General features: G+C 36.3%; 14 protein-coding genes. 12 read left to right on the top strand and 2 right to left on the bottom strand.

The genetic code is table 11. The features are described 5' to 3' along the window. Positions 1 to 98 precede the first annotated feature (98 nt). Positions 99 to 656, top strand: coding sequence for a hypothetical protein (locus ACFPVY_RS03665; RefSeq protein ID WP_379790395.1), 558 nt, complete (start codon positions 99 to 101; stop codon positions 654 to 656). A gap of 9 nt (positions 657 to 665) precedes the next feature. On the opposite strand, the gene ACFPVY_RS03660 is transcribed toward ACFPVY_RS03665, so the two are convergent. Beyond that, the gene (locus ACFPVY_RS03660; protein ID WP_379790394.1) at positions 666 to 1,883 is read right to left on the bottom strand and encodes a porin; all 1,218 of its coding nucleotides are present in this window, start codon (positions 1,881 to 1,883) and stop codon (positions 666 to 668) included. A 176-nt stretch (positions 1,884 to 2,059) separates the two neighbouring features. Here ACFPVY_RS03660 and prmA point away from each other — a divergent pair, with 176 nt between their 5' ends. Together prmA and ACFPVY_RS03650 are read left to right on the top strand one after the other, a co-directional pair. After that, on the top strand, positions 2,060 to 2,893 hold the full coding sequence (prmA, locus tag ACFPVY_RS03655; protein ID WP_379790393.1) for a 50S ribosomal protein L11 methyltransferase: 834 nt from the start codon (positions 2,060 to 2,062) through the stop codon (positions 2,891 to 2,893). A gap of 15 nt (positions 2,894 to 2,908) precedes the next feature. Next, positions 2,909 to 3,184, top strand: coding sequence for an ATP-dependent Clp protease adaptor ClpS (locus tag ACFPVY_RS03650; RefSeq protein ID WP_379790392.1), 276 nt, complete (start codon positions 2,909 to 2,911; stop codon positions 3,182 to 3,184). A gap of 39 nt (positions 3,185 to 3,223) precedes the next feature. Here the strand turns inward: ACFPVY_RS03650 and ACFPVY_RS03645 are convergent, their stop codons facing one another. Beyond that, the gene (locus ACFPVY_RS03645; RefSeq protein WP_379790391.1) at positions 3,224 to 3,655 is read right to left on the bottom strand and encodes a hypothetical protein; all 432 of its coding nucleotides are present in this window, start codon (positions 3,653 to 3,655) and stop codon (positions 3,224 to 3,226) included. A 263-nt stretch (positions 3,656 to 3,918) separates the two neighbouring features. Between ACFPVY_RS03645 and ACFPVY_RS03640 the strand changes: the two genes are divergently transcribed. The 9 genes from ACFPVY_RS03640 (at position 3,919) to ACFPVY_RS03600 (ending at position 19,959) form a co-directional block, all read left to right on the top strand. Then, positions 3,919 to 6,603 carry a helix-turn-helix and ligand-binding sensor domain-containing protein gene (locus ACFPVY_RS03640; protein WP_379790390.1) on the top strand — a complete coding sequence of 895 codons (2,685 nt, stop codon included), beginning with the start codon at positions 3,919 to 3,921 and terminating at the stop codon, positions 6,601 to 6,603. A 252-nt stretch (positions 6,604 to 6,855) separates the two neighbouring features. Continuing rightward, positions 6,856 to 9,897 (top strand): SusC/RagA family TonB-linked outer membrane protein, encoded by a 3,042-nt coding sequence (locus ACFPVY_RS03635; protein ID WP_379790389.1) that lies wholly within the window; start codon positions 6,856 to 6,858, stop codon positions 9,895 to 9,897. Positions 9,898 to 9,901: 4 nt separating this feature from the next. Then, on the top strand, positions 9,902 to 11,386 hold the full coding sequence (locus ACFPVY_RS03630) for a RagB/SusD family nutrient uptake outer membrane protein (RefSeq protein WP_379790388.1): 1,485 nt from the start codon (positions 9,902 to 9,904) through the stop codon (positions 11,384 to 11,386). 12 nt (positions 11,387 to 11,398) lie between these two features. Further along, positions 11,399 to 12,952 (top strand): hypothetical protein, encoded by a 1,554-nt coding sequence (locus tag ACFPVY_RS03625; protein WP_379790387.1) that lies wholly within the window; start codon positions 11,399 to 11,401, stop codon positions 12,950 to 12,952. A 5-nt stretch (positions 12,953 to 12,957) separates the two neighbouring features. Continuing rightward, the gene (locus ACFPVY_RS03620) at positions 12,958 to 14,622 is read left to right on the top strand and encodes a glycoside hydrolase family 16 protein (protein WP_379790386.1); all 1,665 of its coding nucleotides are present in this window, start codon (positions 12,958 to 12,960) and stop codon (positions 14,620 to 14,622) included. A 70-nt stretch (positions 14,623 to 14,692) separates the two neighbouring features. Continuing rightward, the gene (gene bglX, locus ACFPVY_RS03615) at positions 14,693 to 16,987 is read left to right on the top strand and encodes a beta-glucosidase BglX (protein ID WP_379790385.1); all 2,295 of its coding nucleotides are present in this window, start codon (positions 14,693 to 14,695) and stop codon (positions 16,985 to 16,987) included. 6 nt (positions 16,988 to 16,993) lie between these two features. Further along, positions 16,994 to 17,758: a glycoside hydrolase family 16 protein gene (locus ACFPVY_RS03610; RefSeq protein ID WP_379790384.1), complete on the top strand. Its 765-nt coding sequence runs from the start codon at positions 16,994 to 16,996 to the stop codon at positions 17,756 to 17,758. Positions 17,759 to 17,943: 185 nt separating this feature from the next. Further along, positions 17,944 to 18,537, top strand: a complete 594-nt coding sequence (locus ACFPVY_RS03605; RefSeq protein WP_379790383.1) for a TetR/AcrR family transcriptional regulator — start codon at positions 17,944 to 17,946, stop codon at positions 18,535 to 18,537. Positions 18,538 to 18,819: 282 nt separating this feature from the next. Beyond that, on the top strand, positions 18,820 to 19,959 hold the full coding sequence (locus ACFPVY_RS03600) for an efflux RND transporter periplasmic adaptor subunit (RefSeq protein WP_379790381.1): 1,140 nt from the start codon (positions 18,820 to 18,822) through the stop codon (positions 19,957 to 19,959). Positions 19,960 to 19,961: the final 2 nt, after the last annotated feature.

Raw genomic sequence — 19,961 nt, 5'->3', positions numbered from 1 at the left:
AAAACAAAATCCCGCTGTTCTGGCGGGATTTTTTTATGCAATATTGTGAAGTTTGTAAACAATTTATTACTTTTAGTTTGAAACAAATTTTGCAACTTATGGCGACATTACAGGATTTTAAAAATCGTTATGAAAAACTCAACGACGATTTCATGATTTTTACTTCTAAAAAACAACCGGCGACTTTAGAAATAATTAGAAAATACGAAAGAGATAAGGCTATTAAAATCAATAAAAATGTGGAAGAATTTTTGCTCACTTTCGGGTCGCTTATCTTAGAAGTCAAAGAAGAAATCTGGAAACGTCCCGAAGAATTTGACGTCTTGCCATCGTGGAAATTTGGCTATGGCTTTTTTGTGTATGGATTATCAGCAGATGAAAATTTTCCAGATTGGCTTTCTTACGAAGAAAAACTTTTGGAAGCTGAAAATTATGAAGCCACTTCTCTCGGCCAAATGTTTTTCAAACGAAGTGGCAATTTATACCGAGCCTATTTTAATGACGAAACGATTTCCATCGAATTTGACAAATACGGCGAAGACCGCGAAATCTTCGACGGAAATTTTTATGATTTCTTGATTTCTGAAGTGAATAATTTGGAAAAAGATTATTTGGAATATATTAATGAGAAACATAAAAAAAGCCCACCGAAGTGAGCTTTAAAATTATATTCCGATTTCGACTTGAAATCTAACATACCAATTTTGTTTGTTGGTTCCGTCAAAATAATCCAAATCATCTAACGTCACTTCGCCTTGTAATTTAAACGCGTGCTCCCATAAATATTTGGTCACGCCGAGGCTGTATTGTTTTGCATTTGGTGCCAAAGTTTCAATATCTTGATGCACTTTTTGAGTTGAAAATCTTCCGATAATTTCATAGTTTGTTGGAAAAAGGTAACTCGCTTGATAGTCAAAACCGCTTCCGGTGTACACATAATTAAATCCGGTTACATCTTCTGGATTGAAGGTAATTGGGTCTTTCGCCGTTCTTGACATATAACTTGACATAAATGCCCAGCCATTATATTTTAGCATTGCATCAGCAAAAACAGCTTTCATGGTTCGTTGTTCAAACAAATCCTGGCCTAATTGTCCTTGTGTTCTTCTGGCGTGATTGTTCTGCTGAAAGCCTCCGGAAAGCATGACTTTTGGTGTTTTTTCACGGGCAATATCGCCTTCATAATAAACTCCGTCTTTTGTAAAAGCGCCCAATGGCAATATTTCTAATTTTCCAGTCAAAGCGACTCCGTTATCGTTACTTTTTGTCCAATTTCGGCCTTCTCCTGTTGAAACTGCCGTTTTTACATTGTATGAAAATTTATCAGCATATTCGTTTAAATAATAGGCTTGGAAGCCAAAATCACGGTCAATTGTAAATTTTGCATTGTTAATGGTTCTGTCGGTCAATTGTAAACCTCCCGAAGAATTCACCCTTTGTCTGTTTCCAGGTAATTTTGTCTGTCCAAAACTGAAACTCCACGTTTTATTTGGTCGATAATAGACCACAGCGTCACGAATAATATTGATGTTTTCGCCTTCCTCAATTTCGCCCACATCGCCCGGAGCGAATGAAAGTTGCAATGCGTATAAGAATTTTGGATTTCCAACGTAACCGTCAAAACGCAAACGCAATCTTCTGATTTGTCCATCATAAGACGCATCTTCGCCTTCATTTTGGATATAACTCACACGATTTTGCATTCTGAAACGAAGATTTAGCTGAAAAATACTGTCGGGCGAAGTCAGTCCAACGCCTCGACCGAAGTTGTAATAAGGTAACGTTGGCAATTTTAAGTCGTTGTCCTTTGTGGTAACTTTGACTTCCTGCGCTTGAGAATGAAATCCCAAAAAAAGCAGACCCAGTAAGAAGATTTTTTTCATGTTGCGTTGTGTGTTTAGTTGATACGGCAAGTTTACTTCACAATTTGGAAACATTTAGGAAAAAATAGTTTCGTAAATTTGAATCAAAATTCGCTTACATTATCATTGCGCAAACTTAATATTAATTTTGATGCGCCAATGTTATGAGAATATTACCTTTGCAAAAAATTAATGTTATGGCAATTACCTATCTGGGATATCATTTTAAAGTCGAGCCAAAAGAATTGGGTTCAGAAATTTTAGTAGCTGAACTGGGCGAAAAACCATTTGAGAGCTTCATCGAAACTGAAAATGGCGTAAACGCTTACATCCAGAAAGCACTTTGGACAGAAGATGTCTTGGAAGATATTTTTATCTTAAATTCCCCTGAATTTACGGTAAGTTACACGATTGAAGAAATCGAGCAAGTCAATTGGAATGAAGAATGGGAAAAGAATTTTGAAGCCATTGATGTGGACGGAATCTGCCACGTTCGCGCGCCTTTTCACGAGAAAACCGATGCGCAATATGACATTGTGATTGAGCCAAAAATGTCTTTCGGGACCGGTCATCACGAGACCACGCACATGATGATTCAACACATTTTAGAGAATGATTTCGAAGGAAAGAAAACTTTAGATATGGGTTGCGGAACAGCAATTTTAGCAATTCTAGCAGAAATGAAAGGCGCTCAACCAACCGATGCGATTGATATCGACAATTGGTGTTATTTGAACTCAATTGAAAATGCCGAACGTAATGATTGCAAGCACATTTCCCTTTATGAAGGCGACGCTTCTTTATTGGAAGGAAAAAAATACGACATTATTATTGCCAATATCAACCGAAATATCTTGCTGAATGATATGCAACAATATGTGGATTGTTTGAATGAAAATGGCACTTTATTTTTAAGTGGTTTTTATGAAGAAGACATTCCGGCGATTGATGCTTCGTGCACCGAAAAAGGATTGACTTACGTTAAAAAACACCAAAGAAATAATTGGGTTGCCTTAAAATACGTAAATTAGAGTAAAGTTTTTATTATGAGTACTAAAGAACAAATTTTAGAAGAAGTTTTAGTTGAAGAACAGGTTGGCTTAAATAACGAAATCATTGTTTATAATGACGATGTGAATACGTTTGACCACGTGATTGAAACCCTGATTCGCGTTTGTAACCATACTTCTGAACAAGCCGAACAATGTTCCTTAATTATTCATTACAAAGGAAAATGCACGGTTAAAACAGGAGTTCTTGATGAATTGAAACCACAATGCACAGGGCTTTTGGACGCCGGATTAAGTGCCGAAATAGTTTAAAAAGAAAGGCTGTCGAATTTGACAGCCTTTTTTTATTTCTTAGTTTTTAGTAAGAACTTTTACGACTTTCACAGGAACTCCGCTGACGTCAGTAGTATTTTCATATCGCAATTCCGAGCCGTTGAGAATGGTAATATCATAGTTTTCGTTCCCAATTGTCAATGTGGAATTATTTTTGTCCCAAGTAGAAAGGTTTTCTTCTTCGAAACACACGTTATTTTGGTTTTTATTGACCAAAACATCTCTGTAAGTGCCTCCCAAAACAAATTCTACATAGTCTTTCGAACAGCCATTTTCGTGTCCGTCATAAACATTTTCAACGGGACTTCCGCCATTGGCAATAACAATTGTTTTATTATAATTCCATCTTCCAACAATGCTTCTTTCAAAATCTTCATCATCATTATTGCAGGAAATCAGAAATAAGCTCGCTATAGCAAACGCGCAAATCAAATTTAGGTTCTTTTTCATATTTGTATTTTTGGTTTGGATTATAAACTGAAAAGTAGCACAAAAATTGTGAATCCTTAAAAATACATTTTAAAAACAGCTTGTGAAGTTTTCATTTCAAATCGTATATTCGTAGCACTTTATTAACTTAATTACCACTTTTTGTTTTGTCTAAAAAAATAATTCTACTGTTTATATTAAGTTCATTTTTGGGGTTTTCTCAAGAGTTGCCTCCTATTTTAAAATATTCGTCAAACACGTATAATGCTGGAAATCAGAACTGGATGATTACCCAAGATTCACAGCAGTTCATATATTTCGCCAATAACGAAGGACTTTTGGAGTTTAACGGTGCTAATTTTACGCTTTATCCATCGCCAAACGAAACGATTATTCGTTCGGCAAAATCCATCGGAGACCGCATTTATACTGGCTGTTATATGGAATTTGGCTATTGGAAAAGACAGTCCAACGGAATTTTGAAATATTATTCGCTAAGCAAAAATCTAAAACATAAGATTTTAGACGACGAACAAATTTGGAACATCATCGATTTTGACCAATGGGTTGTTTTTCAGTCGTTAAACCAAATATTTTTATTCGATACCAAAACGTCGAAATTTAAAATTATCAAGCCAAAAAGTGCTATTTCAAGAGCTTTTAAGACAAACGAAGGCATTTATTATCAAACGTATGGTGAAGGACTTTTTGAGATTGAAAATGGAACTGGAAAACTGATTTCTGGCGATGCGTTGCTGATGAAAAATAAAATCGTAAACATTTTTTCAAGAAACGGAAAGCTTTTAATCCAGACACAATTCAACGGATTCTTGGAACTTTCAAACGGAATTATTTCCAAATGGAACACTGACGCCGATGCTGATTTATCGAACACCAGCATTTACAGCAGTCAACAATTGAGCGATGGCGGTTTTGCTTTGGGAAGCGTTTCAAACGGAATTTTTATAATTTCAAAGGAAGGAAAACTCATTTATCACATCACACAAAACAAGGGCTTGAGCAATAATACTGCGCTTTCCATCTTTGAAGATTTTGATAAAAACCTTTGGATTGGATTAGATAACGGAATCAACTGCATCAATTTAAATTCGCCAGTTCGAACGTTTTCTGATGATACGGGAATTCTTGGAACGGTTTACACTTCGATTTTGCATGACGGAAAATTATACGTAGGAACCAATCAAGGTTTGTTTTACAAAACCTATAATTCCAATGAAGATTTTAAGTTTGTCAACGGAACAAAAGGGCAAGTTTGGACGCTTTTTTCAAATGACAACACGCTTTTCTGCGGACACGATTCTGGGACTTTTGTAATTAACGGAAACGTTTCTCAGCATATTTTTGCCAATTCTGGAACCTGGAAATTGGAAAAAGTTCCGGGTCATCCCGAATTATTAATGCAAGGAAATTACTTCGGATTATCGATTTTGGAGAATAAAAACGGCAATTGGGCCTTTAGAAACAAAATTTCCGGATTTGATTATTCTTCTAAATATTTTGAAATTACAAAATCGCTTGAAGTTTATGTAAGTCATGAATATAAAGGCGTTTTCAGGTTTCAATTGGATAAAAATTTGACCAAAACTGATAAATTCCAAACGTATAAAAATCCTTCGAAGGGAAAAAATGCGAGCTTGACACAATTCAATGACAATATTTATTACTCCTATAAAGAAGGAATTTTTAAGCTGAACAAAAAGACAAAACAATTTGAAAAAGAGGAAACTTTAAGCGATGTTTTCAAAAAAGACGATTACACTTCAGGGAAATTGATGGTTGATAATTCAAATCGGTTGTGGTTTTTTACCAAAAATTACATCAATTATTTCTCTTTTGGAAAATTGAGTTCGCAATTGAAGCATAATATTGTCCCGATTCCTTCGTCTTTGACCAATTCAATGCTTGGTTATGAAAATATTACGCAGATTTCAAATTCCATTTATTTGATTGGAACTACTGACGGTTATTACACTTTGAATATTGACGAATTGAAATTCAATAAATACAAGATTTCGATGTCTACTATTTCCATCAATAAAGTAAATGAAACCTTGCGAAGTGCTTCTATTAAAGGACATTCTGATTTTAAATTTGCCGATAATAACATCACATTTTCTTATACCGTTCCTGAATTTAATAAATACATCAATGCTGAATACCAATATTTATTAGAAGGTTCTCAAGATATTTGGAGCGAATGGAGCACCAAACCGACTATTAATTTCAAGAATCTTCCTGCTGGCGATTATACTTTTAAAGTTCGAGGAAAAATTGGAAATGAGCTTTCTGAAAACGTGGCCTCTTATTCATTTACGATTTTAAAACCTTGGTACAGAACTAATTTGGCTGTTTTAATTTACGTAATCATTTTATGCATTTGTGCCTATTTTATCAATCGCGCTTACAAGAATTATTACCATCAGCAAAAAGAAAAGCTGATTGAAGAAAACAATCGTCTGCTTGAAATCAAAGAATTAGAAACCGAACAAGAATTGATGAAAATCAAAAACCAGCAATTGGAACAAGATTTTGAAAGTAAAAATAGAGAATTGGCTGCGTCAACGATGAACTTGATTAAGAAAAATGAATTCTTAAGTATGATTAAAGACGACTTAAAGAAAAATTCTGAAGAAGGAAATAAAAATATCAAATCGGTTATTACAACGATCAACAAAAATATTAGCGAAGAAGATACTTGGAACATTTTCAAAGACGCTTTTAACAATGCCGATAAAGATTTCTTGAAAAAAGTTAAAAATCTCCACTCATCATTAACTCCCAATGATCTCCGACTTTGTGCTTATTTGCGATTAAATCTTTCTTCTAAAGAAATTGCTCCACTATTGAACATTTCTGTAAGAAGTGTGGAGATAAAACGATATCGTTTGCGTAAAAAAATGGATTTGGCGCATGAAGAAAGCCTTGTAGAGTATATCTTGTCTATTTGACGAACCACAACATTATTAGATTTTACCTATACAACACCACAACAATAACGTTGTAACAGCGATTTTAAGAAACTTTATGACTGCATTAGCAAATAATTAATATTGTCTTAAAATACTGTTAACACTGACTTTGTATTATGAATTATATAATTTAAAGTACCTTTTTTTGAATTGTATATTTTTTGTTGTGGTTGATTTTATCAAATTATCACTCAACTAAATTAATTTTAACTATCACAAAAAACAAATTATATGAAGTCAAACATTTTCCTCATTGCTTTCATTCTAATCTCTTCATTTTGCCACGCGCAGAATCATGATATTAGTGGAACAGTAACGGAGGCTCAAACAGGTTTAGGGTTACCTGGAGCCAATGTATCCATTAAAAATGGTACGCAACAAACAACCGCAGATATAGACGGAAATTTTACACTGGCAAAAGTTCCATCTGGATCAACTTTGGTTATCAGTTACATTGGTTTTGTAACAAAAGAAGTTGCTGTTAACTCAAATAGCTCAATTTCTGTCCGACTTGAATCAGATCAGCAGTCGTTAGACGAGGTTGTTGTAATTGGTTACGGTTCGCAAAAGAAGAAAGAAGTAACGGGAGCTGTAAGTACGATTTCAAGCCAAACTCTTGAAACTTTAAAACCAATTAAAGTAGAGCAAGCTTTACAAGGTACAATTTCTGGTGTTAACGTAACGTCTCAATCCGGAGCGCCGGGTGGAGCATTGGATATTAGAATTAGAGGTATTGCTACAAATGGAAATAATGCCCCAACTGCAATTATCGATGGATATGTTGGTGATTTAAGTTTATTAAATCCAAACGATATTGAAACTATTACGGTATTAAAAGATGCACAAGCTGCAATTTATGGTACGATTGGTGCAAATGGTGTTATTTTAATTACAACTAAAAAAGGAAAACGTAATTCAAAAGCTACTGTTAGCTATAATGTTTACAGCGGATTTCAAGAAACTTCAAGAAAACTTCCAACATTAAATGCTACAGAATTTGCTTCCTATATTAACGAAGCTTATGCAAACAATGGAAATGCGCTTCCGTTTCCAAACGCAACAGGTTTAGGAAAAGGAACTGATTGGCAAGATCAAGTTTTTGGAAAATCAGTGCCAATTGTCAATCACGATATCAATATTTCTGGTGGTTCAGAAAAAATTTCTTACTCCATCAGTGGATCGCATCTTGATCAAGAAGGTCTTGTTGGCGGTAATAAATCTGGTTTCTTAAGAAATACGGCTAGAATGAGCATTAACGCAGACATTACTGATAAATTAAAAGTAAATGCAAATGCAATTTATACCTTTTTTGATAGAAAAACTTTGAATGAAAACGTTTTAGGCTCTGTATTGTTCAATGCTTTGAACATCGCTCCTACTTTGAATCCGTATGATACAAATGGCGCTTTAACATTGGTTCCAAATGAAGCGGTTTATGGTTCTGAGATTATCAATCCTTTGGCTCAAATCGAAAACACTTATAATTCTTATAATTATAAAAAGTTAAACGGAACATTTGGTTTAGAATACGAAATTGTAAATGGTTTGAAATTGAACAGTAGAATGGGTTTCAATACTTCAAATTCTGAAGGAAAATCATTTGCAAAACAAATTGATTATGGCGGAAAAATCTACAATGTTCCAAGAAGCAGTGTAACTCAAAACACGGTTAATGATAACAATTACTCGTTTGACTTATTTTTAGATTACAAAAAGTCGATTGCAGAATCTCACAATTTTGCTTTAACAGTTGGTACAACAATTTTCAAAGAATGGGGAAATGGTCTTGGAGCAACTGGTTATGATGTACCAAATAATTCTTGGGAATTTGCAGATATTTCGCTAACAACCGGAACTTTAAATGCAAAACAAAACTCTTCTTACAATTATGACGAAAGAAGACTTTCTTACTTTGGAAGACTTCAATATGATTTCAAAGGAAAATATCTTTTGTCAGCAATTTTAAGACGTGACTCATCTACAAAATTTGGGCCTGAATATTCTGTTGCTTATTTTCCATCATTCACTGCTGGTTGGGTTGTTTCTGACGAAGGATTTTATGGAGAATCTTCTCTTGTAAACTTCTTCAAAATTAGAGCAAGTTATGGTACTTTAGGAAATGATCAAATTGACCCAAATCAATACCTTGGAATATTAAACGGCGAAGCTACTTATGTTTTCGACGGAAATTTAACGGCAGGAACTGCTGCAGGCGCAAGTCAAAATCCTTTCGTTAAATGGGAAGAATCTAAGAAATTTGACGTGGGTGTTGATTTAAATTTATTTAAAGACAAAGTTTCTATCGTAGCCGATTATTTTGTTGACACAAGAGCCGACTTACTAATTAAAGAGATTCCTGTTTCCACAATTATCGGAATTGGTGCTCCTGGTGCAAAAGCTCCAACTTTAAATGCTGGTGACGTAAAAAACTACGGGTATGAATTTGCAATTGGTTATAAAGACAATGTTTCCGAAAATTTTAGCTTCGACATCAATTATAATGTAACATTCATCAAAAATAAAGTTACAAGGGTTGAAAATGGAACTGGTTTTGTTGAAGGCGGAAACTTTGGACTCAGCACAAGAACTTCGAGAATGGAAGTGGGAATGCCACTGGGCTACTTTTATGGATATCAAACAGACGGAATTTTTCAAAACCAAGCTGAAGTGGACGCGCATCCATCACAATTGGCGCTTGGCGCAGAAGCAAAACCAGGTGATTTACGTTTTGTTGACGTAAATGGCGATGGAATAATTAATGCAAACGACAGAACAAACATCGGAGATCCGATTCCTGCAGCAACAATGGGTTTCAACCTTACTTTAAAATATAAAAACTTTGACTTCTCTGCTTACACTTTCGCTTCTATTGGAAATGATATGGTAAGAAATTATGAAAGAGACGTTCAATATGGTAATAAATTGAACTATGTTCTTGACAGATGGACTGGCGAAGGAACCAGTAATTCTGTACCAAGAGCAACAATTGGAGCAACTTCAAACAAAGTTTTTTCAAGTTATTATGTAGAAGATGCATCTTATGTAAGAATTCAAAACGTGCAGATTGGTTATAATATGGCGCCAGATTTATTTGGAAATTCTGGAATTTCAAAAGCAAGGATTTATGTGGGTGTAAATAATCTTTACACTTTCACAAAATACATGGGTTATGATCCAGGTGCTTCTTCTGGAGCTCCAATTGGTGGCGGTGTTGATTACGGATTTTATCCAATACCAAGAACTTTCTTATTAGGTGCAAACATTAATTTTTAATTCTATGAAAATGAAAAATAATATATTCAAAGCTATTGTTGCTTTTGGACTAATAGCCTCTCTAACGGTTTCTTGTAGCGATGATTTTGTCGCAAGAAAACCAGCTTATTCTATTGATTCTGAAAATTATTTCAATTCAAAAGAAGAATACGATTTGGCATTAGTTGCCGCTTATGACATTTTGCAATCTACTTATGTCAATGTGATGCTTGGAGAAATCGCTTCAGACAATACACTTGCCGGTGGAGAAAGTGCAAATGACACGCCAGGTTTTCACCAAGTTGACGATATGATTCACACGCCGGTAAATCCAAATGTGAAAAACGTGTGGGATTGGATGTTTGCAGGAGTTAACAGAGCAAACTACATCTTAGAATTCAAAGACAAAACTGATTTTGAAGGAAAAGAACAAGTTATCGCACAAGCTCGTTTTTTAAGAGCTTATTACCATTTCGAATTGGTAAAATGGTTTGGTGGAATCCCGATGAAAGGCGATGCGCGTTTTAAATTAGGCGACGAGGTAACAATCCCGCGTTCTTCAAAAGAAGAAGTTTATGCTTCAATCGAGGCAGATTTACTTTTTGCAATTGACAATTTAAGTCCAACTCCAGCACAACAAGGCAGAGTTACAAAAGGCGCAGCGCAAGCTTTACTTGGAAAAGCTTATTTATTTCAAGATAAATTTACTGAGTCTGCTGAAGTATTAGAAAACTTGATAAACAATGGCGGTTACACTTTAGTTGCAGATTACAACACCATTTTTGAACACGCTGGTGAAAACGGTCCAGAATCAATCTTTGAAGTACAATATACTGATGTTGAAGGTGCTGGATTTGATTGTTTGCAATGTTCTGAAGGAAATGTAGCCGTAGGTTTCAGCGGTGTTAGAAATTATTCTGGTCCTTTATTTTCTTCTGGATATAGCTTTAATGTTCCAACGCAAGAAGCTTTCGACGCTTTTGAAAATGACGATTTAAGAAAAAATGTTGCAATTTTAGATATTGCCGCTTGGGCAACACAAACTGGCGCAACTTATGGCGAAGGTTATCAACATACTGGTTATTTCAACAGAAAATACATTCCAAGAACTAGATCGACTGAATCACAAGGAGATTTGAACTTAACAAATCCAAATAACTACAGATCAATTCGTTATGCTGATGTTTTATTGATGGCTGCGGAAGCTTTAAACAGAGGCGGAATCAGTGATACAAGAGCTTTGGGTTATTTAAACCAAGTGAGAAGAAGAGCTTTTGGAAACAATAACCACGATATAAATGCTACGGGTTCAACTTTGACAACATTTATTTGGCAAGAAAGAAGAATTGAACTTGTGGGCGAAGGTCACCGTTTCTTTGACTTAGTTAGAACCGGAAGAGCTCCTATCGAAATCACCGGATTTACTTCAAATAAAAACGAGGTATTCCCGCTTCCAATCGAAGAAATTCAATTTTCAAATGGCAATTGGCAACAAAATCCTGGATACTAAAAATATATAGTTATGAAAAATATTAAATTAATAGCAAGCATTTTCTTTGTGTCATTATTGCTGGCCTGCTCGCAAGATGACTCAGATACAAGCTTTTTTGATAATGCTGATGCTCCGGCAAATTTATCGGCTTTATTTACAATTGCCCAAAACAACTCGGGTTTAGTGACAATTGCTCCTCATGCAGAAGGCGTTGTTAGTTACCAAGTATATTTTGGCGATGCAACGGCAGAACCGGCAGCAGTTGGTGTGGGTCAAAACACAACGCACACGTATGCTGAAGGTCAATATGATGTAAAAATTATTGCAACCGGAATTAACGGTAAAACCACAGAAAAACTAATTCCGTTGACTGTTGCTTTTGTAGCCCCAGAAAATGTGGCAGTTACAATTGACCCAGTTACTGGTGATTCGTTTTCAATAAATGTTTCGGCTTCAGCAGATTACGAAACTTTTTTTGAAGTTTGGTTTGGAGATGATGTTAACGCAAATCCAGTGCAATTTATGCAAGGAGACATTATTCCACACACTTATACCGCAATCGGAACGTACCAGGTTAGAGTTGTCGCTTACAGCGGAGGTGTTGCTACGACAGAAGTTATTGAAACGGTAACAATCAGCAATCCTGTAACGTTGCCAATTACTTTTGAAAATGCATCCTTAAATTACCAATTCTCAGATTTTGGAAACGCTGCTACAAGTATGGTTGCAAATCCAGATGTTTCTGGAATCAATTTAAGCGCAAAAGTTGGGAAATCGATCAAAACTGCTGGTGCAGAAGTTTGGGCCGGAACAACAATGGTTTTAGACAGTCCAATTGATTTTTCTACTTTGACAAAATTTAGAATTAAAGTTTGGTCTCCTGCTGCAGGTGTAACCGTAAAATTGAAAATTGAAAATTTGACGAACGCAGATATCAATCACGAAGTTGATCAGGTAACTACAGTTGCAAATGCTTGGGAATATCTAACGTATGATTTCGGAACTGTAAATACTGCAAATTCATATTCAAAAGTAATTTTGTTTTTCAACTTTGGAACAAATGGTTCAGGCGATACTTACTATTTTGATGACATTCGCCAAACCGACGGAAGCGCTCCAAAAATATTGCCATTGACATTTGAATCAACTACCTTAAATTATGGTTTTGGAGATTTTGGAAATGCTTTTGCTTCAAGAGTTGCAAATCCACAATCAAACGGAATCAACACCAGCGGTTTTGTTGCTCAAGTTGTAAAAACTGCTGGTTCAGAAGTTTGGGCCGGATCAGCAATCACATTGACAGAACCAATTGATTTCTCAACGTATCACAAGATCAAAATTAAAGTTTGGTCTCCCGCTGCCGGAATTCCGGTTTTATTAAAACTTGAAAATAGTGGAAACACAGGAATTAACACAGAGCTTTCTGTAACAACAACTGTCGCAAACGCTTGGCAAGAACTGACTTATGATTTCACAGGAATAAACAACAATAACAATTATCAAAACGTGGTGCTTTTCTTCGATTTCGGAACAAATGGAACGGGAGCTACTTACTATTTTGATGATGTTAAACTTTCAAATTAACAGCTATGAAAAAGATTTTAAATAATTTAGGAATTTTACTGATGCTTTTAGTATTGGTAACAGCCTGTCAAAATGACGACAAGTCATTCGGAAGCTTAAGCGGTCCAACAAACATTCAATTTAACTATGAAATTGTGGGTGTTGATGCCGAAAATCCAAATGGTGATGGATCTGGAAATGTGGTTTTAAAAGCGAGCGCAGACAATGCAATTAGCTTTAAATACATCTTCGAAGATTTATCAAATGTGACCGTTTCTGGTGGGCAATACACAAAACGTTTCACAAAAAACGGCGTGAATTCTTATCAAGTTACCGTTGTAGCTTTAGGAAAAGGTGGCGTTGCAAGTAGTGCATCATTCACAGTAGAAGGCGTTTTGAGTAACTTCTCTGATCCAGAAACGATCGAATTACTTACAAATGGAGCAACAAAAACATGGTATTGGGCTGCTGCAGTTCCAGGACATTTGGGCGTCGGTCCAAACAATGGCGATCTTCAGGCAAACCACGTTCCTGGTTATTATGCGGCCGCTCCTTTTGAAAAAGAAGCTTCGCCAGACAGCAACTGTCTTTATGATAATGAGCTTACATTTACAAAGGACGGCGAAATCTTAAAATATTCTTTGAATAATTTCGGAAAAACATTCTTTAATGGTGCTTATACAGGCCAATTTGGTGGAACTCCCGGAACTGATTTCTGCTTAAATTATGATACAGGTGCAGAAAAAATCGTAACACTTGGGCCATCTTCTTCCCTTGTTTCTGATGAATTTAAAACAGGAACTGAAATGTCATTTACTGACGGAGGTTTTATGGGATATTATATCAATGCAACAACTTATGATATTTTATCAATCACTGCTAATCAAATGGTTATCAGAGCCGTTCCCGGAAACGATCCTGGTTTAGCGTGGTATTTTATCTACAGTTCACAACCTCCTGTTCAAGGTGGCGGTGGAGAACCTGAACCAGATTATACGAATTTAGTTTTCGCTGATGAATTTGATGTGGACGGTGCGCCAAACACAGCAAATTGGGGTTACAACATTGGAACTGGCGATAACGGCTGGGGAAATTCTGAATCTCAATATTACACAAGCAGACCAGAAAACGTGATCGTTCAAGGCGGATTCTTGAAAATTATCGCTAAAGCGGAAAACTATATGGGTTCAAACTATACTTCTGCACGTTTAGTTTCAGAAAATAAATTTGAATTTACCTACGGAAAAGTAGAATGGAGAGCAAAATTGCCAACCGGCGGCGGAACTTGGCCTGCACTTTGGATGCTCGGTCAAAATTACGTAGCAAATCCGTGGCCAGCTTGCGGAGAAATTGATGTGATGGAACACAAAGGAAATCAGCAGAATACAATTCATTCAACGCTTCATTTCCCAGGAAATTCTGGAGGAAACGGACCAACGGCAACAACAACTGCATCAAACGTTGGAAGTGAATTTCACGTTTACAGAGTAGTTTGGAGTCCAAATTCAATCAAATTTTCAATTGATGACCAACCGGCTTTCCAAACCGTGGCAAATAATGCAGGAACACCGTTCAACTTAGATTTCTTCTTAATTATGAACGTGGCGATGGGCGGTACTTTTGGAGGCGCAATCGCTCCAGGTTTCTCACAATCTTCTATGGAAGTCGATTACGTAAGAGTTTACCAATAATTTCCCCAAGTTTAATAGATAAGAAGGCTTTACCACAGCCTTCTTATTTATTTAATTTCAAATCAATATAATGAAAAACAACACAATAAAATATGGATTGTTCACAGTTTCGTTGGCTTTTGCCATAAGTTGTGGCACTCCAAAAGCCAAATTTTCTGAGCGTGAAAAAGATCCAATTACTGAAAAAGTAGATTCTGTTTTGAAACTAATGACTTTGGAAGAAAAAGTCGGACAGATGAATCAATACAACGGATTTTATGACGTTACCGGCCCTGCTCCATCGGAAGGCGAGGCTTCAAAAAAATACGAAAACATCAAGAAAGGTTTAGTTGGTTCAATGCTAAATATTCGTGGTGTGAAAGAGGTAAAGGCAATGCAAAAAATCGCCGTGGAACAAACTCGCTTAAAGATTCCAATGATTTTTGGCTTTGACGTCGTTCACGGATATAAAACGGTAAGTCCAATTCCTTTGGCGGAAGCCGCTTCTTGGGATTTAAAAGCAATGGAAAAATCTGCCGAAATTGCCGCCGCTGAAGCTGCAGTCGCTGGTTTAAACTGGACGTTTGCGCCAATGGTTGACATTACCCGAGACGCACGTTGGGGACGCGTTATGGAAGGCGCCGGCGAGGATCCATACTTAGGAAGCCAAATCGCAATCGCCAGAGTTCGCGGTTTTCAAGGCGATAAATTCGACGCTTTTCACACTGCGGCTTGTACAAAACATTTCGCCGCTTATGGTTTTGCAGAATCGGGTCGCGATTACAACACGGTTGATGTGAGCGACAATACGTTGCACAACATCATCCTTCCTCCTTTCAAGGCGACGGTTGATGCGGGCGTTTTGACGTTCATGAATTCGTTCAATGAATTGGAAGGAATTCCGGCAACGGGAAATAAATATTTACAAAGAGATCTGCTAAAAGGCGAATGGAATTTTAACGGATTTGTGGTTTCTGATTGGGGTTCTTTGGCCGAAATGATTCCTCACGGATACGCAAAAGATCTAAAGGAAGCATCGATGTTTGCAGCGAACGCGGGTTCTGATATGGACATGGAATCCTATGGATATTTGAACCATTTGGTCAATTTGGTCAAAGAAGGAAGAGTTTCTGAAGATAAAATTGATGATTCTGTCAGAAGAATTTTGAGAGTAAAATTCCTATTAGGATTATTCGAAAATCCGTATAAATTTTGCGACGAAACTCGTGAAAAAGAAACCACCGGAAAACAAGAATTTCAAGACGGAGTTTTAGATATGGCAAAAAAATCAATCGTACTTTTAAAGAACGAAAATAATTTGCTACCGCTAAAAAAATCAGGTCAGAAAATCGCTGTAATCGGAGCTTTGGCAAACGACAAAACAAGCCCACTTGGAAGCTGGAGAATTGGTGCCGATGACAACACAGCCGTTTCTTTCTTAGAAGGAATGAACGCTTACAAAGGAAATTCGGTTACTTATGAAAAAGGTGCTGACGTGGCTTTAGGAAATCCAAAATTCATCGAAGAGACTAAAATTAATATGACCGATAAAAGTGGTTTCGACAAAGCAGTTGCTGTTGCAAAAAATGCCGATGTCGTGATTATGGTTTTAGGCGAACATGGTTTGCAATCTGGCGAAGGAAGAAGCCGTTCAGAAATCGGACTTCCAGGCGTGCAACAAGAATTATTGGAAACCGTTTTCAAAGCAAATAAAAACATCGTTTTGGTATTGCAAAATGGTCGTCCGTTGACAATTCCTTGGGCTGCAAAAAATATTCCTGCCATTGTTGAAGCTTGGCATTTGGGAACACAAAGCGGTCACGCCATCGCGCAAGTTTTATACGGAGATTACAATCCGAGTGGAAAACTGCCAATGACTTTTCCAAGAAATGTGGGGCAATTGCCAATTTATTATAATTACAAAAACACAGGAAGACCTTCAACAGACAATCCTGAAAGCGTTTTTTGGTCGCATTACACCGATGTTGAAAATACGCCACTCTACCCTTTCGGATTTGGTTTGAGTTACTCAAAATTTGAATATTCGAATTTGAAATTAGACAAGAATTCTTTTGCCAAAGGCGGAAAAATTACAGTTTCGGTGAATGTAAAAAACAATAGCAAAGTTGACGGAAAAGAAGTCGTTCAATTGTACATCAGAGATTTGGTTGCCAGCGTAACACGTCCGGTTCGTGAGCTGAAAGATTTTGAATTGACTGAAATTAAAGCGGGAGAAACCAAAACCGTTTCCTTTGAAATTGACGAAAAAACAATCGAATTTTATTCGGCTAAAAAAATATGGGAAGCAGAATCTGGAGATTTTAAAGTTTTTATTGGAGGAGATTCAATGACAAAAATGGAAGCTTCGTTTAATTTTTCAAACTAATATTATATGAAGAAAATAGCACTATTATTTCTTTTGACCGGAAGTTTTTCTTTCGGCCAAGCCAAAAAAGGAAAACTGATTTGGGAAGAAAATTTCAACGGAAAAAGCCTAAACGAAAAAGTTTGGAACTATGAATTAGGCGACGGTTGCCCAAATATCTGCGGATGGGGAAATAACGAACGCCAAGTTTATACGAAGGAAAACCACAAATTCGTGAACGGAAAATTAGTGATTACCGCTAAAAAAGACGGCGATAAATACACTTCCACAAGAATCACGACGGCTGGAAAAAAAGAGTTCAAATATGGTTATATGGAAACTCGTGCAAAACTTCCGGTTGGTCAAGGAATTTGGCCTGCGTTCTGGATGTTGGGTTCCAATATAAAAGAAATCGGTTGGCCAAAAGCTGGTGAAATTGACATCTTAGAATACGTTGGAAAAGAACCGCAAATGGTTTACACAACGCTTCACACGCAAGCAAACCACGGAGATCACGCAAGTTCAAGCAAGAAAAAAATTGAAAATATAGAAGAAGGATTTCACACTTTTGGCGTGGATTGGACCAAAGAAAAAATGGATTTTTATGTAGACGACAATTTGGTTTACACTTTTAATCCAAAGGATAAAAACCAAGACGTTTGGCCATTCGATCAGCCGTTTTATTTCATCTTAAATGTGGCAATCGGGGGAAATTTTGGTGGTCCAGAAGTGGATGACAAAATTTTTCCGCAAGAATTTATCATCGACTATGTTCGAGTTTATTCGAACTAAATTTTGTTATAAGGTTTGAGTTAGTAGGCATTCGCAGGGAACATTTGTTTCCTGCGATTGTTTTTTACGGCAATTTGATATGGTAATTTATACCAGTATAAATAAATTTTATAGTTGATTTGTTTGGTATTGTAAAAAAGCTGTAAATTTGCCTAACGGTGTTAAACAATTTAATACTACAGAAAATGGCAAGCAAAGATCGAATTTTACGTCAAAAAGAAGAAACCAGAAAAAACATTCTGGACGCTGCCTATTCTATTGCTAAACAAGAAGGCTGGCAAGGTTTGAGTATGCGAAAAATTGCAGATCGAATTGAATATACCGCGCCAATTATTTATGAATATTTTTCTAATAAAGAGGCAATTCTTTCTGAATTAACAGGAAGAGGTTTCAATATGTTGTCAAAAGAATTAGAAAAAGCTAAAACCAAATCAGAAAATCCGGAAGAGCAATTGGAAGCAATGTGGATGGCTTATTGGGAATTTGCCTTCACTGATACAGAAATGTACCAAGTAATGTTTGGCGTTCAAATGAACTGTTGCGCCAGCCAATGTGAAGCTTCTGATTCTCCATATAAATTATTTACTGGAGTAATTTCCGAAATAATGAAAAATGCCAAGCCAACAGAAGAAGTTATTAAGCAAAAATATTTCTTGTTCTTTTCAATAATCCACGGTTTGATTTCGATTAACATTGTCAATCAGAATCAAGCTTTAGAAAATATTAATAAACAAATTTTAAAAGACGCGATTGGTGGAATTATCCAAACCATCAAATAAAAAAATTTCCTAATTCACTTAACACTGTTAGATAATTTATAGAAGTAAAAAGATGCAAATCTTTTTTTTTGAAAACCAACTTAACACTGTTAGATGATTTAATTGCAATTTATTAGGAGATATTTTGGACACATTTTTTTATAAATTTTTTCACAAACTTACTTAACATCGTTAGATAATTTAATACCAATAAATATGAACTTGAGATTTTAGCAGTACCAATCCCCAACCCACAGTTTTTAGTAGATCAAATTTTTAAACAAATTCAAAATCAATACTCTGATGAAAAATGCAATTTTAACAACAACCCTTTTCGCTTGGACATTAATCGCGTGTTCGGAAAAAACAGAAGCTCCAGTTGCCGCCACGCCTACTCTTCCTGTTTTTGACATTCAAAATGCAAGCGCAACCACTGATACCGATTATCCAGCTTCTATTCAAGGAACTGTTGACGTGGAAATTCGTCCGCAAGTAAGCGGTAATTTAGACAAAGTTTTTGTCGATGAAGGCGCTTATGTAACTAAAGGTCAGCCTCTTTTTAAAATCAACGAACAGCCTTTCCGTGAGCAATTAAACAATGCCTTGGCAAATCTCCACGGAGCTGAAGCGGCTTTGATTAACGCCCAATTAGAAGTCGATAAATTAACGCCTTTGGTTCAAAACAAAGTAGTTTCTGACTATCAATTGAAAACTGCAAAAGCTTCCCACAGAATTGCTTCGGCAAATTTAGACCAAGCAAAAGCTGTAGTTGGTTCTGCCAAAATTAATTTAGGATACACCACAATCACAGCGCCAGTAAGCGGTTACATCGGAAGGCTTCCAAAAAAACAAGGAAGTTTGGTTTCGTCCGCTGACATTGAGCCATTGACAAAACTTTCTGATGTGCACGAAGTTTACGCTTATTTTTCTCTAGGAGAAACAGATTTTATCAATTTTAAAGCGCAATATTCTGGAAACACAATTAATGACAAAATCAAAACTTTGCCTCCAGTTACCTTGATTTTAGCGGATAATAACGCTTACACGCAAACAGGAAAAATAGATATGGTTGATGGCCAGTTTGACAAAAACACAGGAGCAATCACACTTCGCGCGACTTTCCCAAATGCTAACGGAATTTTACGTTCAGGAAATACAGGCAGAATCCGTTTGGGAATTCAACACGCCGATGCGATTTTAGTACCGCAATCTGCAACTATCGAAATGCAAGACAAAGTATTCGTCTTTACTGTAAACAAAGAAAATAAAGTGGCCAAAATGCCAATCACAATCATCGGAAAAAGCGGTAGCAATTATCTGATCAAAGACGGTGTGAAATCTGGCGATCAGATCGTTTTAAGCGGTATCGACAAACTTCAAGAAGGTCAAGCAATTCAGCCTGAAAAAGCAGCTAAAATTGCCCAAGTAATTACTAAAAAATAATT

Source organism: Flavobacterium qiangtangense, assembly GCF_042658345.1.
Taxonomy (GTDB): domain Bacteria; phylum Bacteroidota; class Bacteroidia; order Flavobacteriales; family Flavobacteriaceae; genus Flavobacterium; species Flavobacterium qiangtangense.
The sequence above is the reverse complement of the archived record's forward strand: the minus strand, read 5'-3'. Positions and strand labels throughout refer to the sequence as shown.

What these genes read in the sequence shown, in the direction of transcription:
- ACFPVY_RS03665 (WP_379790395.1), top strand. Translation starts at nt 99, where the DNA reads ATGGCGACATTACAGGATTTTAAAAATCGTTATGAAAAACTCAACGAC.
- ACFPVY_RS03660 (WP_379790394.1), bottom strand. Translation starts at nt 1,883, where the DNA reads ATGAAAAAAATCTTCTTACTGGGTCTGCTTTTTTTGGGATTTCATTCT.
- prmA (WP_379790393.1), top strand. Translation starts at nt 2,060, where the DNA reads ATGGCAATTACCTATCTGGGATATCATTTTAAAGTCGAGCCAAAAGAA.
- ACFPVY_RS03650 (WP_379790392.1), top strand. Translation starts at nt 2,909, where the DNA reads ATGAGTACTAAAGAACAAATTTTAGAAGAAGTTTTAGTTGAAGAACAG.
- ACFPVY_RS03645 (WP_379790391.1), bottom strand. Translation starts at nt 3,655, where the DNA reads ATGAAAAAGAACCTAAATTTGATTTGCGCGTTTGCTATAGCGAGCTTA.
- ACFPVY_RS03640 (WP_379790390.1), top strand. Translation starts at nt 3,919, where the DNA reads ATGATTACCCAAGATTCACAGCAGTTCATATATTTCGCCAATAACGAA.
- ACFPVY_RS03635 (WP_379790389.1), top strand. Translation starts at nt 6,856, where the DNA reads ATGAAGTCAAACATTTTCCTCATTGCTTTCATTCTAATCTCTTCATTT.
- ACFPVY_RS03630 (WP_379790388.1), top strand. Translation starts at nt 9,902, where the DNA reads ATGAAAATGAAAAATAATATATTCAAAGCTATTGTTGCTTTTGGACTA.
- ACFPVY_RS03625 (WP_379790387.1), top strand. Translation starts at nt 11,399, where the DNA reads ATGAAAAATATTAAATTAATAGCAAGCATTTTCTTTGTGTCATTATTG.
- ACFPVY_RS03620 (WP_379790386.1), top strand. Translation starts at nt 12,958, where the DNA reads ATGAAAAAGATTTTAAATAATTTAGGAATTTTACTGATGCTTTTAGTA.
- bglX (WP_379790385.1), top strand. Translation starts at nt 14,693, where the DNA reads ATGAAAAACAACACAATAAAATATGGATTGTTCACAGTTTCGTTGGCT.
- ACFPVY_RS03610 (WP_379790384.1), top strand. Translation starts at nt 16,994, where the DNA reads ATGAAGAAAATAGCACTATTATTTCTTTTGACCGGAAGTTTTTCTTTC.
- ACFPVY_RS03605 (WP_379790383.1), top strand. Translation starts at nt 17,944, where the DNA reads ATGGCAAGCAAAGATCGAATTTTACGTCAAAAAGAAGAAACCAGAAAA.
- ACFPVY_RS03600 (WP_379790381.1), top strand. Translation starts at nt 18,820, where the DNA reads ATGAAAAATGCAATTTTAACAACAACCCTTTTCGCTTGGACATTAATC.